We start from the raw sequence: 20,054 nt of genomic DNA, 5'->3' as shown, positions 1-20,054 counted from the left end.
CGGCGCACGGTGCGCCGCCTCGAACGAGGAGCTCCACCATGGACGTCGTTTTCCTGATCGGTCGCATTCTGCTCGCGGTCCTGTTCGTGATGTCGGCCGTAGGCCACTTCACCGCCGCGGAGGGCATGGCGCAGTACGCCGCCGCCAAGAAGGTCCCCGCCGCGAAGCTCGCCGTGGTCGGCAGCGGCGTGATCGCGCTGCTTGGCGGCCTGTCGCTGATCCTGGGCGTGTGGATCGACCTGGGCGCGCTGCTGCTCGTGCTGTTCCTGCTGCCCGTCACGGTGATGATGCACGACTTCTGGAAGGCCGTGGATCCGCAGGCCAAGCAGACCGAGATGATCTCCTTCAACAAGAACCTCGCGCTCATCGGCGGCGCGCTGATCCTGTTCTACTTCGTCAATGTCACCCAGTCGGTGCCGCTGGGTCTCACCGGCCCGCTGTTCCCCGCCTGGTGATCGCTCCTTGACCCGAGTTCGGCCCGGTCGCGAAGTGCGGATCCGGGGCCGAATTCGTCGTGCGTCAGTCCTTCGGGAGCTCCCGGCGGACGATCTTGCCCGTGGGATTGCGGGGCAGGGTATCGAGGAAGACCACGTCGCGCGGGACCTTGAACCGGGCCAGGTTGCTGCGCACGTAGTCCTTGAGGTCCTTCACCAGGGCCTCGTCGTCGCCGGGGGCGCCGCCCTCGATCACGACGAAGGCGCGCAGCCGCTGGCCGAACTCGGGATCGGGCACGCCGATCACTGCGGCCTCCACCACGTCGTCGCGGGTGACCAACAGGTTCTCCACCTCGAGCGGGTAGACGTTCTCGCCGCCGGAGACGATCATGTCGTCGTCGCGGCCGTCGATGTGCAGCAGGCCGTGCTCATCCCAGTGGCCCATATCGCCCGACGAGAGGTGGCCGTCGATGATCTGCTTGGTGCGACCGTCGCTGTATCCCTCGAAGGGCGCGCCGGCGCGCACGAAGACGCGGCCCCGTTTGCCGACGCCCTCGACGGGCGCGTCGTTCTCGTCGTACAGGCGCACCGTCGTGAGCACGGGGGGCTTGCCGACAGTGCCGGGCGCGGTGCGCAGGTTCCGCGGCGTCGCGACGGTGGCGACGGCGACCTCGGTCGAGCCGTAGACGTTGTAGAGCACGTCGCCGAAGACGTCCTGGAACCTCTCCGAGAGCTCGGGGGCGACCGCGGAGCCGGCCACGACCACGGACTTCAGGCAGCTGGTGTCGTACTTCGCGAGGGTCTCCGCGGGCAGGCTCAGCATGCGGGTGAGCATCGTGGGAACCGCGACCAACATGTCGGCGCGGTTGTCCGCAATCAGCTTGAGGGTGTTCTCCGGGTCGAACCGGCGCATCGTCACGGTGGTGCAGCCGACCGACATCCCGGCGGACCACATGGCGAAGCCCGTGGAGTGGAAGATCGGCGAGGCGATGACGACGGTGCCGCGGCGCTTGAAGGGGATGCGGTCCACGAGCATCGCCGTCGCCAGCGAGGGCACCTTGCTGCGGGTCGCACCCTTGGGCAGGCCGGTGGTGCCCGAGGTCAGGATGATGAAGCCGCCCTGCTTGTCCGGCGGCGGGACGCGCTTGGCGTCGCGGCCGGCGATCAGCTGGTCGATGGTCTTCGCGCCTGCGGGCACGTCGTCGGCCTCGTCGACCCAGGTCAGGTACTGCGGCATGTCATCCGGCAGCGCGTCCAGCAGGGAGGTGAACTCGCTGTCGTGGAACACCGCCTGGACCTTCTCGCGCTCGCAGACCTCGGCGAACTGGGGTTTGGCAAAGCCGGTGTTCATCATGGCCAGGCGCATGCCCGCACGAGCGGCGGCGCTGATGATGAGCAGCAGGCCGCGGTGGTCGCGGGCGAGTACGGCGATCACGTCGCCGGACGAGAGGCCGGACGCGCGCAGGCCGCGGGCCAGGGCGTTCGACTGCGCCTCGTACTGGGCATAGGTGAGCGTGCCGCGCTCGTCGACGATCGCGATGCGGTCGGGGTTCTCGGCGGCGCCCTTGATCACCAGCGCGGCCTGCGGGCCGTACTGCCGGTTGTAGCCGAGCGCGCGCAGCGCGACGTCGGGGCGTGCCGGGTCGACGACCCGGCGCTGGAGCATGCGCAGCAGGGCGTGGCCCTGCGGAAGAAGATCGGAGACCAGGCTCGTTCCCATGACGACGATGATAGAGGCATCGCGGGAGCTCTGTTGAGCCCCCTTCAATAAGAGGTGTACACCACCGGGATCAGGGCCGTGTGAACCGTTCGTCGCGTCCCAGCTTGCGCAGCCGCAGCCACTCGCGGAAGCCCGCGACGTCGCGCCGCTGTACCAGGAAGAACCAGCCGAACCGTGCCCACTCCTGCGGGATCAGCCTCCGCATCCCGGGCTGGGACTGCAGGTAGCCGCGGTTGCGATAGGTGTAGAAGCGCTTGGTCTCGTTGTCCGGGTACTGGGTGTGCATGCGCCCGCCCAGGATCGGCCGGAACTCGTCGGCGCCGTTCGGGTGCAGGTAGGCGGTGGTCAGACAGGTGCCGAAGGGAAGGCCCGAACGCACCAGCCGACGGTGCACCTCCACCTCGTCGCCACGGATGAACAGCCGCAGATCCGGCACCCCCACCGCCGCGACGGTGTCCTTGCGGAACAGTGCGCCGTTGAACAGGGAGGCGATCCCCAGCAGCACGTCGTCCGACGGTGCCTCGGGGTCGATCAGCTCGGAACGCTCGCGTCGCCAGACGAGGCCACGGCGGAGCGGGAAGGCCAGCGTCTCGGGGTCGTCGAGCGTCGAGACCACGGGCGAGACCTCCGCCAGGCCGTGGCGCTCGGCGCAGTCGAGCAGCGTGCCGAGCACTTGCGGTCCCTCGGGGCGACCGTCGTCGTCGGCGAGCCAGATCCAGTCGGCGCCCAGCGCGAGCGCGTGCAGCATGCCGAGGGCGAAGCCTCCGGCACCGCCCAGGTTGAACTGAGAGGACAGGTACGTGGTGGCGACGGGCTGCGACTCGACCAGCGCGCGCACCTCGTCCTGGGCCGCGTTGTCGACCACGATCAGGTGGTCGACGGGCCGCTCCTGCGAGCTGAGCACCTCGAGGGACTTCGCGAGCAGGCCGGCTCGGTCGTGGGTGACGACGACCGCGACGACGCTGCCCAGGCCGTCACTCATCCTTCTCGGCCTCGAGCATGTCGAGCACCGTGCGCACTTGGGCGCCGGCGTCGAGGCCCTCGTAGGCGGTCACGACCTCCTCGATGCCGCCCTCCTGCCGGATCTCGCCGTGATCGATCCACATCGCCCGGTCGCAGAGCTGCGCGAGGAATTCGTTCGAGTGCGATGCGAAGACGAGGATTCCGGAGCGCTCCACCAGGGCGGAGAGCCGTTTGCGGGCCTTGCGCATGAACTCGGCGTCGACGGCGCCGATGCCCTCATCGAGCAGCAGGATCTCGGGGTCGATCGACGTGACCACGCCCAGGGCGATGCGCACCCGCATACCGGTGGAATAGGTGCGCAGCGGCATCGACAGGTAGTCGCCCAGCTCGGTGAACTCCGCGATCTCGTCGGCCTTGCGCAGCATCGACTTGCGGGTCTGCCCCAGGAACAGCCCGCGGATGATGATGTTCTCCATGCCCGAGATCTCGGGATCCATGCCCACGCCGAGGTCGAAGACGGGTGCCACGCGACCCTTCACGAGCGCAGAGCCGCGGGTGGGCTCGTAGATCCCGGCGAGGAGCCGCAGCAACGTCGACTTGCCGGCGCCGTTGTGGCCGACGAGGCCCACGCGGTCGCCCTCGTCGAGGCTCATGGTGATGTTGCGCAGTGCCTCGACCACGACCACGTTGTCGTCGGCCATCACCTTTCCGCCGGCCGAGCCCATGACTGCGCGCTTGATCGAGCGCGATTTCGCGTCGAACACCGGGAAGTCGACGCAGGCATCCTGCGTCCGAATGGAAACGCTCATCTCACACCCAATACGCGACTCGGGAACGGAACTGCTTCATGAGCACGAGGGTCAGGCCCAGGCCGACGATCGTGCAGCCGATCACTACGTACCAGTGCTGAGGATCGAAGGGCTTGCCCGTGAGCGGTCCGCGCACCATCTCCAGGTAGTGGTACAGCGGGTTCAGCTTCACCAGCTGCGCACGCTCACTGTTGCCGCCGGGAACGGTGTCGAGCGTCCACACCACGGGGGTGATGTAGAACAGCAACTGCGTCAGGGCGGTGAGGAGCGGCGCGATGTCGCGGAACCGGGTGGCGAGGATCCCGAAGAACATCGAGACCCAGACCCCGGTGATGGCCAGCATGGCGAACCCGGGGATCACGCTGAGCTGCGTCCAAGACCACTGCTTCGGGGGGAAGATCGCCAGCACGATCACCACGATGATCATGTTGTGGGCGAGGAACAGCATGTGTCGCCACACCAGTCGGTAGACGTGCACCGACAGTGGCGCGGGCAGCTGTTTGATCAGGCCCTCGTTGGCGATGAACACCTCGGCGCCGTCGATGATCGAGCTCTGGATGAAGGCCCACAGGACGAAGCCGACGGTGAGCTGCGGCAGCAGCGTCTTCACGTCGGCGCCGAGCAGCACCGACCACAGGAGTGCGAGCGCGCTGGCGGTGACGCCGGTGGCGATCGTGATCCAGAAGGGGCCGATCACCGACCGGCGGTAGCGCTGTTTGATGTCCTGCCAGCCCAGTTCGAGCCAAAGCTCGCGATGCACGGTGGCGCCGTCGACCAGGTCGCGGATCGCACGCGAGAAAGTGCGCGAGTCCGAGACGAGGGGCGCCGGTTGGGCGGCGTGGGGGCTATCGACGGGCACGGTAGGCCAGGGTACCCGTCCCGAGGGCTCGTCCGGCGCACGTCGAGCGGGAGCGCCCCGGTCGCCTTCCGACGGTGCGCCCGTCGCCCGCGGGCGGCACCGTCACAGGTACTGACCGTGACCGGTCTGCGACTCCGGGCCCGGGTTCATCGCCGGAGGCAGGGCGCCCTGCCGCATCTGCTCGAGCTGGGCCCGGGCGGCCATCTGCTGCGCGAAGAGGGCGGTCTGGATGCCGTGGAAGAGGCCTTCGAGCCAGCCGACGAGCTGTGCCTGCGCGATCCGCAGTTCGGCGTCCGACGGGGTCGATTCGTCCGTGAAGGGCAGCGCGAGGCGCTCCAGCTCGGCTTGCAGATCAGGCGAGAGCCCGTCCTCGAGCTCCTTGATCGACGTCCGATGGATGTCCTTGAGCCGGGCGCGGCTGGCCTCGTCGAGCGGCGCGGCGCGCACCTCCTCGAGGAGCTGCTTGATCATCGTGCCGATCCGCATCACCTTCGCGGGCTGCTCGACCATGCTGTGCAGTTCCTCGGCGGGGTTGTCCGGTTCATCCGCTTCGCTGCCGGCGCCGGCGCCGGCACCCGCGGGAATGATCTCCACCTCGTCGCGATCGCTCATACCACCATTCTGGCAGCTCCCCGCGGGCGGACCACGGTGTCGTCGGTGCGGCGGTGTAATCTGCGTCCCAGTGAACACGTTCTCAGAAGGCCAGGGTGAACCCGGCCGGGCATCGACTGCGGTGGCAGTATCCGCATTCGACGTTGCCCGCGTCCGGGGGCTTTATCCTGCCTTGGGAGACGGGTGGATCCACTTCGATCCGCAAGCCGGCGCCCAGATCCCCGGAGCGGTGTCCTCGGCGGTGGCGAACGCCTTCCGCGGATTCGTCAGCAACCCCTACGGCGTCTACGCCGGGGCCGCGCACACGCGCTCGATCGTGCAGGCCGCCCGGGTGGCGGTGGCCGACCTCGTCAACGGCAATCCCGAGGGTGTGGTGCTCGGGCCCAGCCGCGAGCAGCTGCTCACGTCTCTCGCAGAGTCGCTGAGCGCGCGTCTGGGGCTCGGCTCGGAGATCGTGCTCTGCCGCCTGGACGACGATGCGAACCAGTCGCCGTGGCTGCGCGTCGCGGATCGCGGCGGCGGCCGGGTCCGGTGGGTCGAGGCCGACATCGAGACCGGTGAGGTCCCGGCGTGGCAGTTCGAGGAGCTGGCCGGGTCGAGCACGTCGGTGATCGCGGTGCCGTACGCCTCGTCGACCATCGGCACCGTCATCGACGTGGCCGCGGCGGCGCAGGCGGCGCACCGCGTGGGCGCGCTCCTCGTGGTGGACGCGACGAGCGCCGCGCCGTACGAGCTGCTGGACATCGAGCGGCTCGGCGCCGACGTCCTGCTGGTGAGCGCGAACCGCTGGGGCGGGCCGCAGGTGGCCGCGATGGCCTTCCGCGATCCGTCGCTGTTCGGCCGGTTGCGCGCCGTGAACCCCGATCGCAGCCTGACGGGGCCGGAGCGGTTCGAGCTGGGCGAGCATCAGTACGCGATGCTGGCGGGGCTCATCGCCTCGATCGATCACCTCGCCGGCCTCGACGAGTCGTCGGTCGGCACGCGCCGGGACCGGCTGGAGCAGTCGATGTTCGGCCTGCGCCAGTACCAGCAGCGCCTCCTGTTCTACTTGCTCAACTCCCTGGCCTCCGCTCCGCAGGTGGCGATCATCGGCCGCGCCGAGCGCCGGGTGCCCACGGTCTCCTTCACGATGCCGGGCGTGCCGGCGGCCAAGGCTGCCAAGCGCTTGGCCGACAACGGCGTGTGCGCCCTGTCGAACGTGCCGAGCCGCTACTTCGCCGGGCTGGGCGTGCCCGAGTACGGCGGCGCGGTCACCGTCGGCCTGGCGCCCTACTCGACTCCGTACGACGTGGACCAGCTGGTCCGCGCCCTCGCCTCCCTGGGCTAGACGGTGGGATCGTCAGCGCTGGCGGCTGCCTTCGGCGCAGGGATTCTCGCGGGCCTCGGCGCCGTCCTCCCGCTCGGCGCCATCGGCGTGATGCTGTTGCACGAGGGGGCCTCCCGCGGCTGGCGTCGCGCCGTCCCCGCCGCCGCGGGCGTCGGCACTGCGGATCTGATCTTCGCCGTGCTGGCGCTGGCCGCCGGTTCGGTGCTGGCGCCGCTCGTTGCGCAGTGGGGGAGGTGGCCCGCCGCCGTCGGCGGCCTCCTGTTAATCGTGGTCGCGGTCCTCATGGTGCGCAAGGCCTTCCGTCCTGATCCCGCCGATCCCAACGGTGCCGAGCTGGCCGGCGGGAGCGGGGGATGGGCGCGGTACGCGATGTTCTTCGGGCTCACCGCCGTCAACCCCTTTCCGCTCGTGTACTTCGGCGCGATCGCCGTGGGTCTGGGGGAGGGGCTGCACCGGCCGCCTGTGGCGACGGCGTTCACGATCGGCGTCGGGATCGCCTCGTTCGGCTGGAATCTCGTGCTCATCGGCCTGGGGGCGGTGCTGCGGGCACGGTCGACCGTGCGGATGCGGCGGATCGTCACCGCCGCGGGCGGCGCGATCGTCGCGGTGTGTGCCGTCGTGATCCTGGTGACCGCGTTCGTCTGATCCGCTCAGCCGTCGATTGCGGCGCGGTACTCCTCGGACTCGAAGAACGGGGTGAGTCGGCGGCGCAGCAGGCCCTCGATGACGCCGCGCTCGTCCAGGACGGCGATCACCGGCGGTCCGAACCGCAGAGCCTCCTCGATCATGTCCTCGCGGCCCACACCCAGCTCGGCGAGCAGCTCGTAGAGCGAGGCGTCGCCGTACTTGTCGAAGACGTGGTCGATGCCCTCGTCGAGCAGTGCGCGGAAGTACTCGGTGTCGCGGAAGGTACGCCAGAACTCGAAGATCAGCACCACCACGTCCTCCACGTCGCCGTCGGTGAGCACCCCGCGGTACTCCGCGACCGCGCTGTCGCGGTGCTGGCGCCAGAAGTCCCGGACGGCCTCGGCGAGGGTCTCGTCACCGTCGGCCGCGACCCGGCGCAGGGCGAAACGCACACCGTGCCGGGCGGCGGCGTCGGCGCGCTGGCCGAGCGCGGGGAGGGCGGGTCGCAGGGCCCGCGCAGCGGCCCCGGCGACGGTGCGGGTCACCGCGTTCCGGGCGAGAGCGCGGTTCGCATCGTCGGCGGCGGACGACGCGGCGGCGTGCAGGACGGAGGTCACCGCGTCCTCGGTGACGGGGCTCTCGGACAGGGCCTGCAGTACCCGCCGGGTGAGGTCCATCTCCGTCACGGTGCTCAGCAGCATCTCGAAGCTGTGGCTGTCGATGACCTCGTCGAGCCGCGTGGTGTCGTTGACGGTGTGCCGGTACAGGCGGCCGGCGATCTCCCCGACGAGCTCGGGGATCGCGCCCTCGACCGGCACCTGGACGGCGTACTTGGCGGCGACGGCTTTGATCATGTCTGGCGTCACGGCCTCGGCCAGGGTCAGCTCGGAGGCGACGGCGAGCGCGTGGTCGACCTCGTCGATCACCAACGAGTGGTAGGTCGTGTCGCGGAGCTGCTTGCGCGCGAAGGCGATCTGAGCCTCGAGGAGGCGGGTGGCGAGGTCGTCGATCATGGGGTCAGGAGCACCTTTCCGACGGACTCGGGGGAGTCCAGGAGGTCGTGGGCGGTGGCCGCGTCGGCGAGCGGGAGGCGCGCGGAGACGACGGCGCGCACGGCACCGTCGGCGACGAGGGGCCAGACCTGTTCCCGGACCGCGGCCACCACCTCGGCCTTGCTGTGCGGTCCGACCGCGGGGCGGCCCCGCAGGTTCGTGGCGCTGACCCGGCCCCGCTTACCCAGCAACGCACCGATGTTCAGCTCGCCCGTGACGCCGCCCTGCAGGCCGATGATGACCAGACGGCCCTGCGGGGCGAGAGTCTGGACGTTGCGGGAGAGGTACTTCGCGCCCATGATGTCGAGGATCACGTCGGCGCGGTCGCGCAGGATCTCCGCGAAATCCTCGTCGTGGTAATCGATCACGATGTCGGCGCCCAGCTCGCGGCAGCGCTGCGCCTTGAACTCCGAGCCGACCGTGACGGCCACCGTCGCACCGAGGGCCTTGCCGAGCTGGATCGCGTGGGTGCCGATGCCGCTGCCGCCGCCGTGCACCAGGAGCGTCTCGCCGGCGCGGAGCCCGGCCTCGGTGACGATGTTCGAGTGAACGGTGCAGGAGACCTCGGGGAGCGCCGCGGCGTCGACGACGGAGACGCCGATGGGGACCGGCAGGCATTGCGCGGCCGGCGCGAGCGCGTACTCGGCATAGCCGCCGCCGGCGAGGAGCGCGCAGACCTCGTCGCCGACGGCGAGGCCCGCGACGTCGGGGCCGACGGTGTCGACGGTGCCCGAGACCTCGAGGCCGAGGATCGGGCTCGCGCCGGGCGGGGGCGGGTAGAGGCCGCGGCGCTGCATGAGGTCGGCCCGGTTGACCGCCGTCGCCGCGACGGCGATCCGCACCTCGCCGGGGCCGGGTTCGGGGATCGGGAGGTCGATGATGCGCAGGTCCTGTGTGGTTTCGTCGACGCCGATGGCCCTCATGGTTCATGGTTAGCACACCGGGCGCGGCCGTCGCGCGGGCTGTGGTGCGCGCCTCGGCTTCGCGAGAATGCAGTCGGGGACCTCGCTACGTGTTAGAAGTGAATGAACATTCAGTCACTTGAACGGTGGCGCGAGGGCGAGGAGATCGCGATGGACCTGAAGAACAAGACTGCACTCGTCACGGGCGGCGCCTCCGGACTGGGCCTGGCGACGGTGACCCGTCTCGTCGCCGGCGGCGCCCGCGTCGTCGCGATCGACCTGCCGGGTGCCGATACCTCGGCTCTTGCCGCCCTCGGCGACGCCGTGCGCTTCGCCCCCGCCGACGTGACCGACGAGGCCGCGGTGCAGGCCGCCGTCGACCTCGCCAACGACGAGGGCACCCTCGCGATCGTCGTGAACTGTGCGGGCATCGGCAACGCGATCAAGACCACGGGCAAGAAGGGCGCGTTCCCGCTCGATGCCTTCTCGAAGGTGATCTCCGTGAACCTCATCGGCACGTTCAACGTGATCCGACTGGCGGCCACCGTGATCGCCGAGAATGCACTCGACGGCGAGGAGCGTGGCGTCATCGTCAACACCGCTTCCGTCGCGGCCTTCGACGGCCAGATCGGCCAGGCGGCGTACTCGGCGTCGAAGGGCGGCGTCGTGGGCATGACCCTGCCCATCGCGCGCGACCTGGCATCGCTGGCGATCCGCGTCGTCACCATCGCGCCGGGCCTGTTCCTCACGCCGTTGCTCGGCACGCTGCCCGACGAGGCGCGCGCCTCCCTGGGCGCGCAGGTGCCGCACCCCGCGCGTCTCGGTGACCCGTCGGAGTACGCCGACCTCGTCGCCGCCATCGTGGGCAACCCGATGCTCAACGGCGAGACCATCCGCCTCGACGGCGCCATCCGCATGGCCCCGCGCTGAACCCCTAGTCACCTGAGATCGAAGGAAGCACAGCCATGACCGACGCCGTCATCGTCGACATCGTTCGCACCCCGTCCGGCAAGGGCAAGCCCGGTGGCGCCCTGCACCCCGTCCACCCCGTCGACCTGTTCGCGGGCGTCATCTCCGCCCTCATCGAGCGCAACGACCTCGACCCCGCCCTCGTCGAGGACGTGATCGGCGGGTGCGTCCAGCAGGTGGGGGATCAGGCGCTCAACATCGCGCGAGTCGCCGCGCTCACCGCCGGGCTCCCGATCGAGGTGCCCGGCACCACGATCGACCGCCAGTGCGGATCCTCGCAGCAGGCGGCGCATTTCGCGGCACAGGGCGTGATCGCCGGCGCGTACGACGTGGTGATCGCCGGCGGCGTCGAGTCCATGAGTCGCGTACCGATGGGGACCAGCCCCACCGGTGGTGCGCCCTTCGCGCCGCTCGCCGCCCGCTTCCCGAGCCTGCCGCACCAGGGCATCGGCGCCGAGTTGCTCGCCGCCCGTGGCAAGTTCGACCGGGAGGCGCTGGACGCCTTCGCCGCGGAATCGCATCGTCGGGCCGCCGCGACCCACGCCGCCGGCGGTTTCGACCGCGAGATCGTGCCCGTTACGCTGCCCGACGGCGGCACGCACGCCGTCGACGAGACCGTCCGCGGCTCGACCACGGCTGACGGCCTCGGCGAACTCAAGCCCGCCTTCGCCGATCCCCGGTTCGCGGAGCGGTACCCCGAGATCGACTGGTCGATCACGCCGGGCAACTCGTCGCCGCTCACCGACGGCGCCTCCGCCGCGCTGATCATGAGCGCCGAGAAGGCCGAGGCCCTGGGCCTGACCCCACGGGCGCGGTTCCACGCCTTCTCCGTGGTCGGCTCCGACCCCGAGGTCATGCTCAGCGGCCCGATCCCCGCGACACACAGGGTGCTCGCTCGCGCCGGCCTGCGAGCCGACGACATCGATGCCTTCGAGGTCAACGAGGCCTTCGCGTCGGTGCCCATGGCCTGGGCCGCCGAGTTCGACGTCGATCCCGCCCGGCTGAACCCCCGCGGCGGCGCCATCGCCCTGGGGCACCCGCTCGGCGCGTCGGGCACCCGCCTGCTGGCGACGCTGGTCAATCACCTCGAGCAGACCGGCGGCCGCTACGGCCTGCAGACGATGTGCGAGGGCAACGGCATGGCGAACGGGACCATCATCGAGCGCCTCTGAGCTGATCGGCGCCGTGCGGTCCGGTATCGTACGGCGCGAGGGAAGCGTGGCAGAGCGGCCGAATGCACTCGCCTTGAAAGCGAGCGTGGGTGAAACCACCGGGGGTTCAAATCCCTCCGCTTCCGCAGGTAAAGCAGGGTCCCGGTGCCGAATACGGCATCGGGACCTTCGAAACTTGCCACACCTTGCCTCGATCGCCGGTGGAATTCTCGGCGCTAGTGTCGGCGTGTCGTCCCGGCTGGCGGGTGATCAAAGAAATCACCGATGGGATGTACACATGGCTCGACTACCCAGCTACAGTACGTGCTTCGAAGGTCCGCGTGGACCCCGATACGAGGCGCGGGTCAACGCCACGCTTCCCGGAGGGAAATGACTCCAGCACCGGAAGCGGTTCCGGTCGCTCGACGAGACGAAGGCGTGGCCAGCGGCGAGTCCGCGACGGGGCTCTCGACGGAGTTCGGCATCAGCAGACAGAGCGTGTACAACTACCGCGAGGCGAAGGAGGTCGCATCCGCGTGACGGTGGCGACCGGCCAACCAGGAACAGCCCCGCCGATAGTTCGGCGGCGCTGCCCCAGCTCGTTCGTTGTTCAACCTCGGAGAGCTCTGATTGCCTTCACAGACGGCACTGACTAGTACTCGTTCAGGTCAATTGACATTGAACAAGGGCCGGTCAAATTGTCCGATTCACCCAAATCGACGGTCAGGATCCTACGGATTCGAATTCCCACGTCGCGATTCAATGATGCCGGCGCGGATTCATAACCTGGCGGGGAAAAGTCCATCTGCGGTCCGTAGACGATCCGCCCGTTGCTAGGAATGCCTTCGGGAAGAAGGGAAAGAGAGGCAATCGTCGCGCTATAGCAGCTGCTTGCATGAAGACCGACGGAATACGAAATCTCCCCGTGGCTGGAAATTGACTTCTTGGCTCTCGTGACATCCCCACTGTCGGATACGCCTCGAATGTACCCCCAAGCGAACGCCTCATTCGCGATCTGCGATATAGGCCGTTCGGAGGCGCTTGCTGGCACCTCTTTCCAGAAGTCTGTAGTGCATCCAGCGATGCATACGACAGTACACATCAACGTCGACCACAGGACGACACGGCGGGCGGATGTGAACGGACGGACGGGAGTAAACTGCATGGAAATCCTTACGGGGTGCTTGGCGCGGGCTGCACCTTTCCAATGGTTTCGATAACTGCACTAGTTCCTACTGTTTCAAAGTTCTTCGCCAGCCCCACCATGTGCAGTCTGAACATGTCCTCAGCGCTCAAGCCTACGTCTTGCGCGATCTCAGGCATGGGGGCGCCCGGCTTCCAGTCGTAGTAGTCGTACACGTGTACAACGTAGCTTACCGTGTAACTACCGTCCGGCTTGAGATTCACCAATCCGGAAATGCTGGTTGAGAACTTTCCGAGGAGGAAGTGCCAGTCCGTCGAATCTGTCGCAGTACTCGTTCCGTCCCAACTCGATACAAACGCCTGCGTACCAGTTGTGCCCCTCGCGAGCATGTCGGAAATGATGTGTTGAACGGTATCGGAAACATGCTTATTGTATTGAGCGGAATCGGCCATCAGATCCTCTGGGCTGATTGACAACGGACGCCCGGTCCCTCCGACGTATTGTTGCAGACCTCGTGAACCCTGAGGGAGGACGAGCGCGGCGCCCTGCATGCCAACACCGACCTTGGTTCGCGCGAGCCGATCGCGACCTCGAATCTCCCATGTGTTCCACGTCGCGTTGTCAACGCTGTGGTCTGGGAGATTTGGCCCCTGCGTCCATCCGCCTTGCTGGACGATGTCGTACACCTCGCCCCATGCAGTTGTAGGGTCCACGAGAATCCGGCTGGGATCGACTTTGCCATCGCGCCGCCGCCGGTACGTTCCGCCGACCGCCGAGAGAAGGGCGGCCTGGTACGGGTACGGCGAGTTCTTCTCGCGGTCCTCGTCGCTGCTGCGCTGCTGGTCGTAGTCGCGGTCGCGCGCCTTGCTCGAGGTCGTGGAGGTGGTCGTCTCGGGCGTCGGGGTGCGCAGTCGCGCCGTGGTGGTCGGCGCCTGCGGGGTGGTTGCGGGCGTGTTCGGTGCGGTTGTGACCGGGTTCTGCGCGGTCTGCGGCGGGGTGGCCTGCCCGGTCTGCGGGGCCTGCTGCGGTGCTTGGGTGGGGCCGCAGTTGAAGATGCAGCCGTTCGACGGGCTGTCGCCGGTAGGCATCGTCGGGACCTGCCCCTGCACGGTCGGGGTGCTGCCGCTGCCCTGCTGCGGCGGCGTGTCCGGTGGGGTGTAGCCGGGCACGGTGGTGTTCGGTGCTTGCGGGGCGGTGGTGTTGCCGCCGTTGCCCTGGGTGGGCTGCGGCCCCATGGTCGGCTGCGGCCCACAAGTATTTGTCCCGTCTGGGCACGGCGCTGCGCTGGCCGGCGCGTCGGAGAGGCCGACGGGGAGCATGATCAGCGCGGACGCGATGCCGACGGCACCGATCGCGGCGGCGACTCGGGCGCCGGGCGTGGCGGGCCCGTCGCCGGAGTGCAGCGTCGGGTTCGAGTCCCAGAGTTCGCGGACGCCCTTCCAGAACACCAGGCCGATGACGCCGGAGATGAGGAAGTACCCGAGGAAGACGGCCGGGACCGGGGTCCAGTAGCGGGCCGGGCCGAAGGTCAGCAAGAACCCGAGAACCAACACGACCGCGGCCGCGATCGTGATGGCCCACCACCCGGCACGGCTGATCCCCGGAGCGTTTGCGCTGACAGCGTGCGCGGGCCCACCGGTCGACGGCACGTCGTCGGTATCGGTCGCCGCGGCGGTGCTGACGCGCGTGACGGGGAACTGCTCCGTGTCGCCAGCGCGGTCGGTGGGTGGGTCGGAGGGGGATGCCACGTGTGCCTCGATTCGTGCGGAGAAGGGGGTGCCGCTCGGCCGGTGTATTCACGATCGGCGGTTGACGGATTCACCAGAGCACGGCCTCGTCTGCCGGTTCAACGATCCAGCCATGTCCGGCGGGATCCCGCAGCGAATCGGAACTGGTCAGAGGAGTGCCCGTGACTGAACCGTGATCTCTGCCGGTTGTTGCTGAAGGTCGCCGGATCGCACCGGACCGGCGGTCCGGCGCACCTATCGATACGCCCAGCTGGCGAGGAAGGCCGCTACCGCGAGGGCCGCGACGAGGAAAACGAGCAGGCCGACGACGACGATCGCGACGGGCCGCCGATCCACCTTCTCGGTCGACACCACCGCTTGCGGCAATGCGCGGGACGCAGTGGAAGACGCAACCGTAGTCGAGCGCTTCCACGCCTGCCGCCAGTTCTCGTCGGTCCATCCGGTGACTCGGTCGCCGTTCATTGCGACGGGTTCGCTCGCGTCGGCGACGAGTCGGATGTAGGCGATGACGGGTTCGACGTCATCGAACCGGCTCGGTACGTGCTTGCCGGAGCGCCAGTCGGAGAGCCGCTGGCGTGAGACGCCCGACCCCGCTGCCACCGAGCTGATGCTCGGCTCGCCGGCCTCGATGAACGCTCGCTGCAGCGTCTGGGCGAGGTTCAGTTCGCTGGGGCCGGTCATCGTTTCAGGTGGTCGTAGAGGTTCTGAATGTTCGACCAGAACAGCCAGCCCGCCAACATCGTGAGGACGAAGAACCCGCCCCACACCGGCCAGGGGCCGATCGCGTCGACGGCCTTCGGGAGCTGCGGCAGTGTCACCGCGCAGCACACGATCAACACGGCGCCGGCGGCGAAACCTAGCGCATCCTTGAGCACGCTCCCGCGTCCCTGTTCAGCCATGCGCCCGCTCTCCTGCTCGTCGGCGCGCGGTCACCGGACCTGCACCAGTTGCTCAGCGGAGGGCTTCACCGGTGCGGGCTTCGCCGGCGGTGCGGCGGCGGACGACGGCGCCGGTGCGGGCTTCGCCGGGGACACGGCGACCGGCTTCGGCGCCACACCCGCGGGCTTCACGGCTGGCGCCGCCGGCTTCGGGGCGGGCTTGACCGGCGCGGTCGTTGTGGCGGCGGCGATCGTGGTTCCCGCGACGGCGGGCGCTGGTGCCGGCTTGGGATCTTCGGTGATCTTCGGCGGATTCTTCGCCGGACCGGGGTTGTCGCGCTCGATGAACAGCGGCTTGCCGTACGTGGTGATCGCGGAGTCGCCCTGATCGGTCGACAGCGTCGCGGTGGCGTACGCGCGGACCTGCGCGCCGCCGAGGCACGAGTCCATCGCGATCCGGGTCTCCTTGGTCACCACGTACCCGGACTGCCCGGCGAGGTTCTTCTTGGCGATCGGGAAGTCCTTCGATGTGCCCGGTGCGATGGTGCCGGTCATGGTTCCCGACGTGGTGACCGTGTCGCCGAGTGTTCCCGAGATCCCGGGTGTGATGGACCCGTTGACCGAGCCGCTGCCCTGCCCGCCGCTCGAACCGCCCTGGCCGCCTGCGGTGGCTCCGACGGTGCCGGACAGCGACGGCGTCACCGAAGCGTTCACCGCATTCGACAAGGTGCCGCCGATCTGCAGACTCTGCGGCGTCGCCGCGCACGCCAAGGTCAGACCCACCGTGATCGACGCGCTCCGGATCGGCACCTTCGGCTTGTTCTTCGGATCCCTGTACTCGATCAGCCCCTCACCGGCGATCGAGACGATCGCCTCATATGTGTTCAAGGCACGGCCGAGCGGAATGATCGACCGCAGCTCCTCGCCGTACTTCCACGCCCGGATCACGTAGCCCTCGCGGGTCTCCAGCGCCCGGGAGGTGTCGGCGAACAAGCCCGTCCGGATGGCTCCGGGGCGCGGCGCCTTGTCCGCTGCCGGCGGTGCGGCCGCGACGACTCCACCGGCGAGCACCGTGGCCCCCACGAAGCCGAACGCTCCGGCCCTCCACAGCTGTTTCCGGATCCCGCGATCTCGTCGCCGACGCTCGAGGTTGCCCCGCCGCACAGCCTGGTTCACACCAGCACGGTTCATCTTGTCCCCCCGCTCAAGAAATTCACTTCAGTCACATAAACAACTCTGGCCACACTGAAGCAGAGGTTTCGGTCTTTCGGAAGTCCCGCGAAGGACCGTTATGAAACTGACACATCCACGCATCGCGATCTCGAATTCCGCTCGAGCGTGCTCGCAGACGTGTTCTCGCAGCTCAACGACCAGGGCGGGCCATGCCCGCGGCGCGGGGCGCGCGCGAACGGCCATGGCGTAGATCACACGCAGGCGCCTCCACTCGCGGCGCAGTGTTGATGCTCGCGCTGACGGTCTCCTCGGCTATGACAAGGCCGGCAGCGATCTCCTTGTTGGACAGCCCGGTCGCGACCGCCTTGAGGACCTCGCGCTCCCGACCGGTGAGGCGGTGAGCGCACCGGTGTCCACGGGCTCGTACGCCTTCGAGTACTTCCGAACCAGGCGCACGGTGACGGACGGAGAGCAGCACGGCCTTCGTCGCCTTGGTTCGGTCGCCGAGCACCCTCGGTGCGACTTCGGTCCTCCTCCTGTCGCTGGTCTCTCGCGCAGGCTACTTCGTTCTGCCCTTCGTCCTGATCGTCCTCGCGGTGGTGGACGGCCTCGCCGGGGCGCGTCCGGATCGGGCGGCGGCCGTCCTGACATTGACCGGGCAGCGAGACGAGGCGCCCTCCGCGTAACGGTGGCGCTTGCTCGTCGGGGGTGCTACTGTGAAAGTGGTTGATTTTCTTGGTGACACGCTCGCGAAGACTTTCCGCGGCAGTTCTACACCAGATCTCTGTGACACTCAGTTGCCTTGGTTTCGCGTATCTCCGCAGGCCCGGGATCGAACGTCGATTCCGTACAGATATTCAGGAGAGTAACAACATGGCAGCACAGGGCACCGTCAAGTGGTTCAACGCCGACAAGGGTTTCGGGTTCATCACCCCGGACAACGGCGGCAAGGACCTGTTTGTGCACTTCTCCGGCATCCTCGGCAACGGCGGCTTCCGCAGCCTCGATGAGAACGATCGGGTGAGCTTCGAGGAGGAGGCCGGCGACCGCGGCCCCCAGGCCGTCGCGGTGCAGAAGGTCTAGGTTCCAGACAGCACGAATCGCCGGTGGCGCTCAGGAGAATTCTCCTGGAGCGCCGCCGGTTTCGTCGTTTCGGACTCGCTCGGCGCCGACAGCCCCAGCCACACGGTGAGGCGACAGGGCTATGACATCGACAGCAACGTGCAAGCGATGAAGACGGCTGCGACGATCCACGGCCACTTGCGCCGTGTCCGCGCCTTCTCGGGTGCTTCGTCAGTCATGTTTCTCCTCGTTGTCCGGGGGTCATCGATCCTGGAGCATGGCGGTGGCAGTGCGCTCCGCCTGCTGCTGCGTCGTGTTCGGCGCGATCAGCCCGAAGGCGATCGTGGCGTTCGGGCCGGCGAACACGATCAGGCCCGACGGGTGTGCGGGATCGAGCTCGACGAGGTCACCCATGATCTCCATCCGGGGTTCGCGGCGCGCCCAGTCGGTGGTGCTGTAGCTGATGCGGGTGAGCTTTTTCAGGCGAAGTCCGATCGTAGGGATGACGGTGGGTAGCTCCTGCTCGAGCTGCCTGCTCCGGGGCCACCACACGCCGGCGATGTGGTGTGGTAGCGACGAGGGGCTGCGGAGCAGTACCCGGCCGGGTACCGGGCGGCCGATCGTTGCGGGCGGCCGCCGCAGCATGTCGAGCAGCTCGGCCGGCGTCGCCCTATCTCGACTCACGGGTGGATTCGGTGGTGGCGGCCATGGGTCCGTCTCGTCGGCGTGATCGCGCGTACCCGATCGCGGTCCCCGGGTCCAGGGGAGGAGAGGCGAGGTGTTCCTCGCGGGGCCCCGCACTGTAGGGGCGCTGAAACGGCGCGCAGAACCGTTGCGGGCGGAGGGAATCCGCCTACCGCAGAACGTCTTTCGAGTCTAGCAGTTCCGCTTGGCGGCCGCCCGTGCCAGGGAGCGGTCGCGCATCTCCTCGAACTTGACGGCCGCGGTCTCGAGCTCGTCGAGGAAGGCGGCGAGCTCCTCGCGGGTGCGCTCGCCCTCGGCGCTGAAGTCCTCACGCTCGAAGATCTTCCACTTGCGCAGGACGGGCATGACGACCTCGTCCTTGTGCTGGCGCAGGTCGTAGATGCCGTGCTTGGCCATGAGGACGCCGTTGCGGCGGAAGTCGGGCATGCCGGCGCCGGGCATCTCGAAGTGCTTGATGGTGTCGGTGATCGACCGGATCGCCTGGTCGGGGACGAGGTCGAGGCCGGCGGCGGAGATGTTGCGGTAGAAGATCATGTGCAGGTTCTCGTCGGCGGCGATGCGCTGGAGCATCTTGTCGGCGATGGGGTCCTGGCAGACCTTGCCGGTGTTGCGGTGGCTGACGCGGGTGGCGAGCTCCTGGAAGGTCACGTACGCCACCGAATGCAGCATCGTGCCGGTCTGCTCCGTCTGCTGGGCGACTTTGCCTTGGGGGTCCCAGCCGTTGGTCATGTGGATCATGCGGGCCTGCTCGAGCTTGACCGGGTCGACGCCGCGGGTGACGACGAGGTAGTCGCGCATGGCGATGCCGTGGCGGTTCTCTTCGGAGGTCCAGCGGCCGACCCAGTGGCCCCAGGCGTCGTCCATGGAGAAGTTGGCGGCGATCTCGCGGTGGTAGGTGGGGAGGTTGTCCTCGGTGAGGAGGTTGGTGATCATGGCGGCCTTGGCGACCTCGTCGAGGCGGCTCTCCTCGGGGTCGTAGTCCGATCCGCCGAGGGCGGCGAAGTTCTTGCCGTCCGACCACGGGATGTAGTCGTGGGGGCTCCAGTCCTTCGTCATCGAGAGATGGCGGTTGACGTTGTCCTCGGCGACACCGGAGAGCTCCCGCAGGAGCTCCAGGTGCGTCAGTGGGCGGTGAGTGACCAGACTCGCGCTTGAGCCGCGCGGTGCGGAACTGGGTGCCATCGCTGGCTCCAATCGATGTCGTGCCGGTGCGGCACTCTGAGGATCCTCAGCGTGGGAACTCCACCGAGAAGTGGGGCACCGGCATTGGGCGTGTGGCGAATCGGCGCTACGGCCCGCGAGACGTCGGTGCGTTGTGTCGACTGTACAGCCGGTCGTGTCCTCATCCTGTTCGATGCGTCAATCGACCAGTCCTCCGCGGCTCCGACCATGCCGTGACCAGGTGCTCCGCCCCAGCCTCCCCTGCGACGGCATCCGCGAAGTTATCGAACGTTCTCGATCCCGCCTCGCCCTCGGAGTTGCGACTGCATGATAGAGATATGGCTGTCATCGATCAGGTTCTGACCCGTACCCGTCGCGTGACGCAGACGGTCGTCTCCATTCCCGGGTCTCGGAACTCGAAGTTCGTGCCGTGACCGTAGGTGACCGTCTCCGCAGACGCCGTGGCGCCCAATGTGGTGGCGGCCAGGGCGGTCAGTGCGAGCCCGGCACCGATTCGAGGTGACGTGTTCATGGCTTCCTATCCTGTGGCGGCGTGGTGTCCGAAGCGAAGAGCCGTCGAGCTTTCCGCGATGCCGGTCTCGAGATAGTTGTGCGGTACGGTCTCACGCCCTTGTTGAGGAGGTTTCCGTACGGGCCTTTAGGCGAAGTTGAGTGGTGCTTGCCGTGGTCCTGGTCGGTGGTCTCGTCACTCCGGTCTTCGCGCTGCTCGATGGGTTCGATCCGGCACCGATGTCAGT

General features: G+C 68.4%; 21 protein-coding genes and 1 tRNA gene. 7 read left to right on the top strand and 15 right to left on the bottom strand.

Features of this window, described 5'->3' with window-relative positions; genetic code table 11:
* Positions 1 to 38: 38 nt before the first annotated feature.
* Entirely contained in the window at positions 39 to 455 is a 417-nt protein-coding gene (locus HNP44_RS04060; RefSeq protein WP_259141341.1) for a DoxX family membrane protein, read from the top strand.
* Positions 456 to 519: 64 nt separating this feature from the next.
* Here HNP44_RS04060 and HNP44_RS04055 read toward each other — a convergent pair whose 3' ends face one another.
* From HNP44_RS04055 to HNP44_RS04035, 5 genes are all read right to left on the bottom strand, one after another.
* Positions 520 to 2,154, bottom strand: a complete 1,635-nt coding sequence (locus tag HNP44_RS04055) for an acyl-CoA synthetase (RefSeq protein WP_259141342.1) — start codon at positions 2,152 to 2,154, stop codon at positions 520 to 522.
* Between the two features lie 70 nt (positions 2,155 to 2,224).
* The gene (gene glfT1 / locus HNP44_RS04050; protein ID WP_259141343.1) at positions 2,225 to 3,136 is read right to left on the bottom strand and encodes a galactofuranosyltransferase GlfT1; all 912 of its coding nucleotides are present in this window, start codon (positions 3,134 to 3,136) and stop codon (positions 2,225 to 2,227) included.
* Positions 3,129 to 3,926, bottom strand: a complete 798-nt coding sequence (gene wzt / locus HNP44_RS04045) for a galactan export ABC transporter ATP-binding subunit Wzt/RfbE (RefSeq protein WP_259141344.1) — start codon at positions 3,924 to 3,926, stop codon at positions 3,129 to 3,131. The genes glfT1 and wzt overlap by 8 nt, the downstream gene beginning before the upstream one ends.
* Before the next feature lies 1 nt (position 3,927).
* Entirely contained in the window at positions 3,928 to 4,785 is an 858-nt protein-coding gene (wzm, locus tag HNP44_RS04040) for a galactan export ABC transporter permease subunit Wzm/RfbD (RefSeq protein WP_259141345.1), read from the bottom strand.
* A 102-nt stretch (positions 4,786 to 4,887) separates the two neighbouring features.
* Positions 4,888 to 5,397, bottom strand: a complete 510-nt coding sequence (locus HNP44_RS04035) for a bacterial proteasome activator family protein (RefSeq protein WP_259141346.1) — start codon at positions 5,395 to 5,397, stop codon at positions 4,888 to 4,890.
* Between the two features lie 121 nt (positions 5,398 to 5,518).
* Between HNP44_RS04035 and HNP44_RS04030 the strand changes: the two genes are divergently transcribed.
* A complete protein-coding gene (locus HNP44_RS04030) occupies positions 5,519 to 6,724 on the top strand; it encodes a cysteine desulfurase-like protein (protein ID WP_259141348.1) in 1,206 nt (401 codons plus the stop codon).
* Between the two features lie 3 nt (positions 6,725 to 6,727).
* The gene (locus HNP44_RS04025) at positions 6,728 to 7,369 is read left to right on the top strand and encodes a LysE family translocator (protein WP_259141349.1); all 642 of its coding nucleotides are present in this window, start codon (positions 6,728 to 6,730) and stop codon (positions 7,367 to 7,369) included.
* Between the two features lie 5 nt (positions 7,370 to 7,374).
* On the opposite strand, the gene HNP44_RS04020 is transcribed toward HNP44_RS04025, so the two are convergent.
* Both HNP44_RS04020 and HNP44_RS04015 read right to left on the bottom strand, forming a co-directional pair.
* Positions 7,375 to 8,364, bottom strand: a complete 990-nt coding sequence (locus HNP44_RS04020; RefSeq protein WP_259141350.1) for a hypothetical protein — start codon at positions 8,362 to 8,364, stop codon at positions 7,375 to 7,377.
* Positions 8,361 to 9,326, bottom strand: a complete 966-nt coding sequence (locus tag HNP44_RS04015; RefSeq protein ID WP_259141351.1) for an NAD(P)H-quinone oxidoreductase — start codon at positions 9,324 to 9,326, stop codon at positions 8,361 to 8,363. Before HNP44_RS04015 ends, HNP44_RS04020 begins: the two co-directional genes overlap by 4 nt.
* A gap of 150 nt (positions 9,327 to 9,476) precedes the next feature.
* Here HNP44_RS04015 and HNP44_RS04010 point away from each other — a divergent pair, with 150 nt between their 5' ends.
* The 3 genes from HNP44_RS04010 to HNP44_RS04000 all read left to right on the top strand — a co-directional run bounded on the left by HNP44_RS04010 (position 9,477) and on the right by HNP44_RS04000 (position 11,571).
* Positions 9,477 to 10,235: a 3-hydroxyacyl-CoA dehydrogenase gene (locus HNP44_RS04010; protein ID WP_259141352.1), complete on the top strand. Its 759-nt coding sequence runs from the start codon at positions 9,477 to 9,479 to the stop codon at positions 10,233 to 10,235.
* 35 nt (positions 10,236 to 10,270) lie between these two features.
* Entirely contained in the window at positions 10,271 to 11,446 is a 1,176-nt protein-coding gene (locus HNP44_RS04005) for a thiolase family protein (RefSeq protein WP_259141353.1), read from the top strand.
* A gap of 40 nt (positions 11,447 to 11,486) precedes the next feature.
* Positions 11,487 to 11,571 (top strand) — tRNA-Ser (locus tag HNP44_RS04000).
* A gap of 1,027 nt (positions 11,572 to 12,598) precedes the next feature.
* Here the strand turns inward: HNP44_RS04000 and HNP44_RS03995 are convergent.
* The 5 genes from HNP44_RS03995 to HNP44_RS20875 all read right to left on the bottom strand — a co-directional run bounded on the left by HNP44_RS03995 (position 12,599) and on the right by HNP44_RS20875 (position 16,846).
* Entirely contained in the window at positions 12,599 to 14,317 is a 1,719-nt protein-coding gene (locus HNP44_RS03995) for a hypothetical protein (RefSeq protein ID WP_259141354.1), read from the bottom strand.
* 234 nt (positions 14,318 to 14,551) lie between these two features.
* Positions 14,552 to 14,998, bottom strand: coding sequence for a hypothetical protein (locus tag HNP44_RS03990; RefSeq protein ID WP_259141355.1), 447 nt, complete (start codon positions 14,996 to 14,998; stop codon positions 14,552 to 14,554).
* Positions 14,995 to 15,216, bottom strand: a complete 222-nt coding sequence (locus HNP44_RS03985; protein WP_259141356.1) for a hypothetical protein — start codon at positions 15,214 to 15,216, stop codon at positions 14,995 to 14,997. Before HNP44_RS03985 ends, HNP44_RS03990 begins: the two co-directional genes overlap by 4 nt.
* Before the next feature lie 30 nt (positions 15,217 to 15,246).
* Positions 15,247 to 16,278, bottom strand: a complete 1,032-nt coding sequence (locus HNP44_RS03980; RefSeq protein WP_259141357.1) for an MspA family porin — start codon at positions 16,276 to 16,278, stop codon at positions 15,247 to 15,249.
* 280 nt (positions 16,279 to 16,558) lie between these two features.
* The gene (locus HNP44_RS20875) at positions 16,559 to 16,846 is read right to left on the bottom strand and encodes a LuxR C-terminal-related transcriptional regulator (protein WP_374758729.1); all 288 of its coding nucleotides are present in this window, start codon (positions 16,844 to 16,846) and stop codon (positions 16,559 to 16,561) included.
* A gap of 395 nt (positions 16,847 to 17,241) precedes the next feature.
* On the opposite strand from HNP44_RS20875, the gene HNP44_RS03970 reads away from it, so the two are divergent.
* Positions 17,242 to 17,451 carry a cold-shock protein gene (locus HNP44_RS03970; RefSeq protein WP_259141358.1) on the top strand — a complete coding sequence of 70 codons (210 nt, stop codon included), beginning with the start codon at positions 17,242 to 17,244 and terminating at the stop codon, positions 17,449 to 17,451.
* 240 nt (positions 17,452 to 17,691) lie between these two features.
* On the opposite strand, the gene HNP44_RS03965 is transcribed toward HNP44_RS03970, so the two are convergent.
* The 3 genes from HNP44_RS03965 to HNP44_RS03955 all read right to left on the bottom strand — a co-directional run bounded on the left by HNP44_RS03965 (position 17,692) and on the right by HNP44_RS03955 (position 19,828).
* Positions 17,692 to 18,114 carry a DUF5994 family protein gene (locus HNP44_RS03965; RefSeq protein ID WP_259141359.1) on the bottom strand — a complete coding sequence of 141 codons (423 nt, stop codon included), beginning with the start codon at positions 18,112 to 18,114 and terminating at the stop codon, positions 17,692 to 17,694.
* 192 nt (positions 18,115 to 18,306) lie between these two features.
* Complete coding sequence (locus HNP44_RS03960; RefSeq protein ID WP_259141360.1) at positions 18,307 to 19,317, bottom strand: acyl-ACP desaturase; 1,011 nt, start codon at positions 19,315 to 19,317, stop codon at positions 18,307 to 18,309.
* A 331-nt stretch (positions 19,318 to 19,648) separates the two neighbouring features.
* The gene (locus HNP44_RS03955; RefSeq protein ID WP_259141361.1) at positions 19,649 to 19,828 is read right to left on the bottom strand and encodes a hypothetical protein; all 180 of its coding nucleotides are present in this window, start codon (positions 19,826 to 19,828) and stop codon (positions 19,649 to 19,651) included.
* Between the last annotated feature and the right edge of the window lie 226 nt (positions 19,829 to 20,054).

The sequence above is a fragment of the Tsukamurella ocularis genome (genome assembly GCF_024807615.1).
GTDB classification, from domain to species: domain Bacteria; phylum Actinomycetota; class Actinomycetes; order Mycobacteriales; family Mycobacteriaceae; genus Tsukamurella; species Tsukamurella ocularis.
Note: the sequence above shows the minus strand (reverse complement) of the source record. Positions and strands in the feature narration are given on the sequence as shown.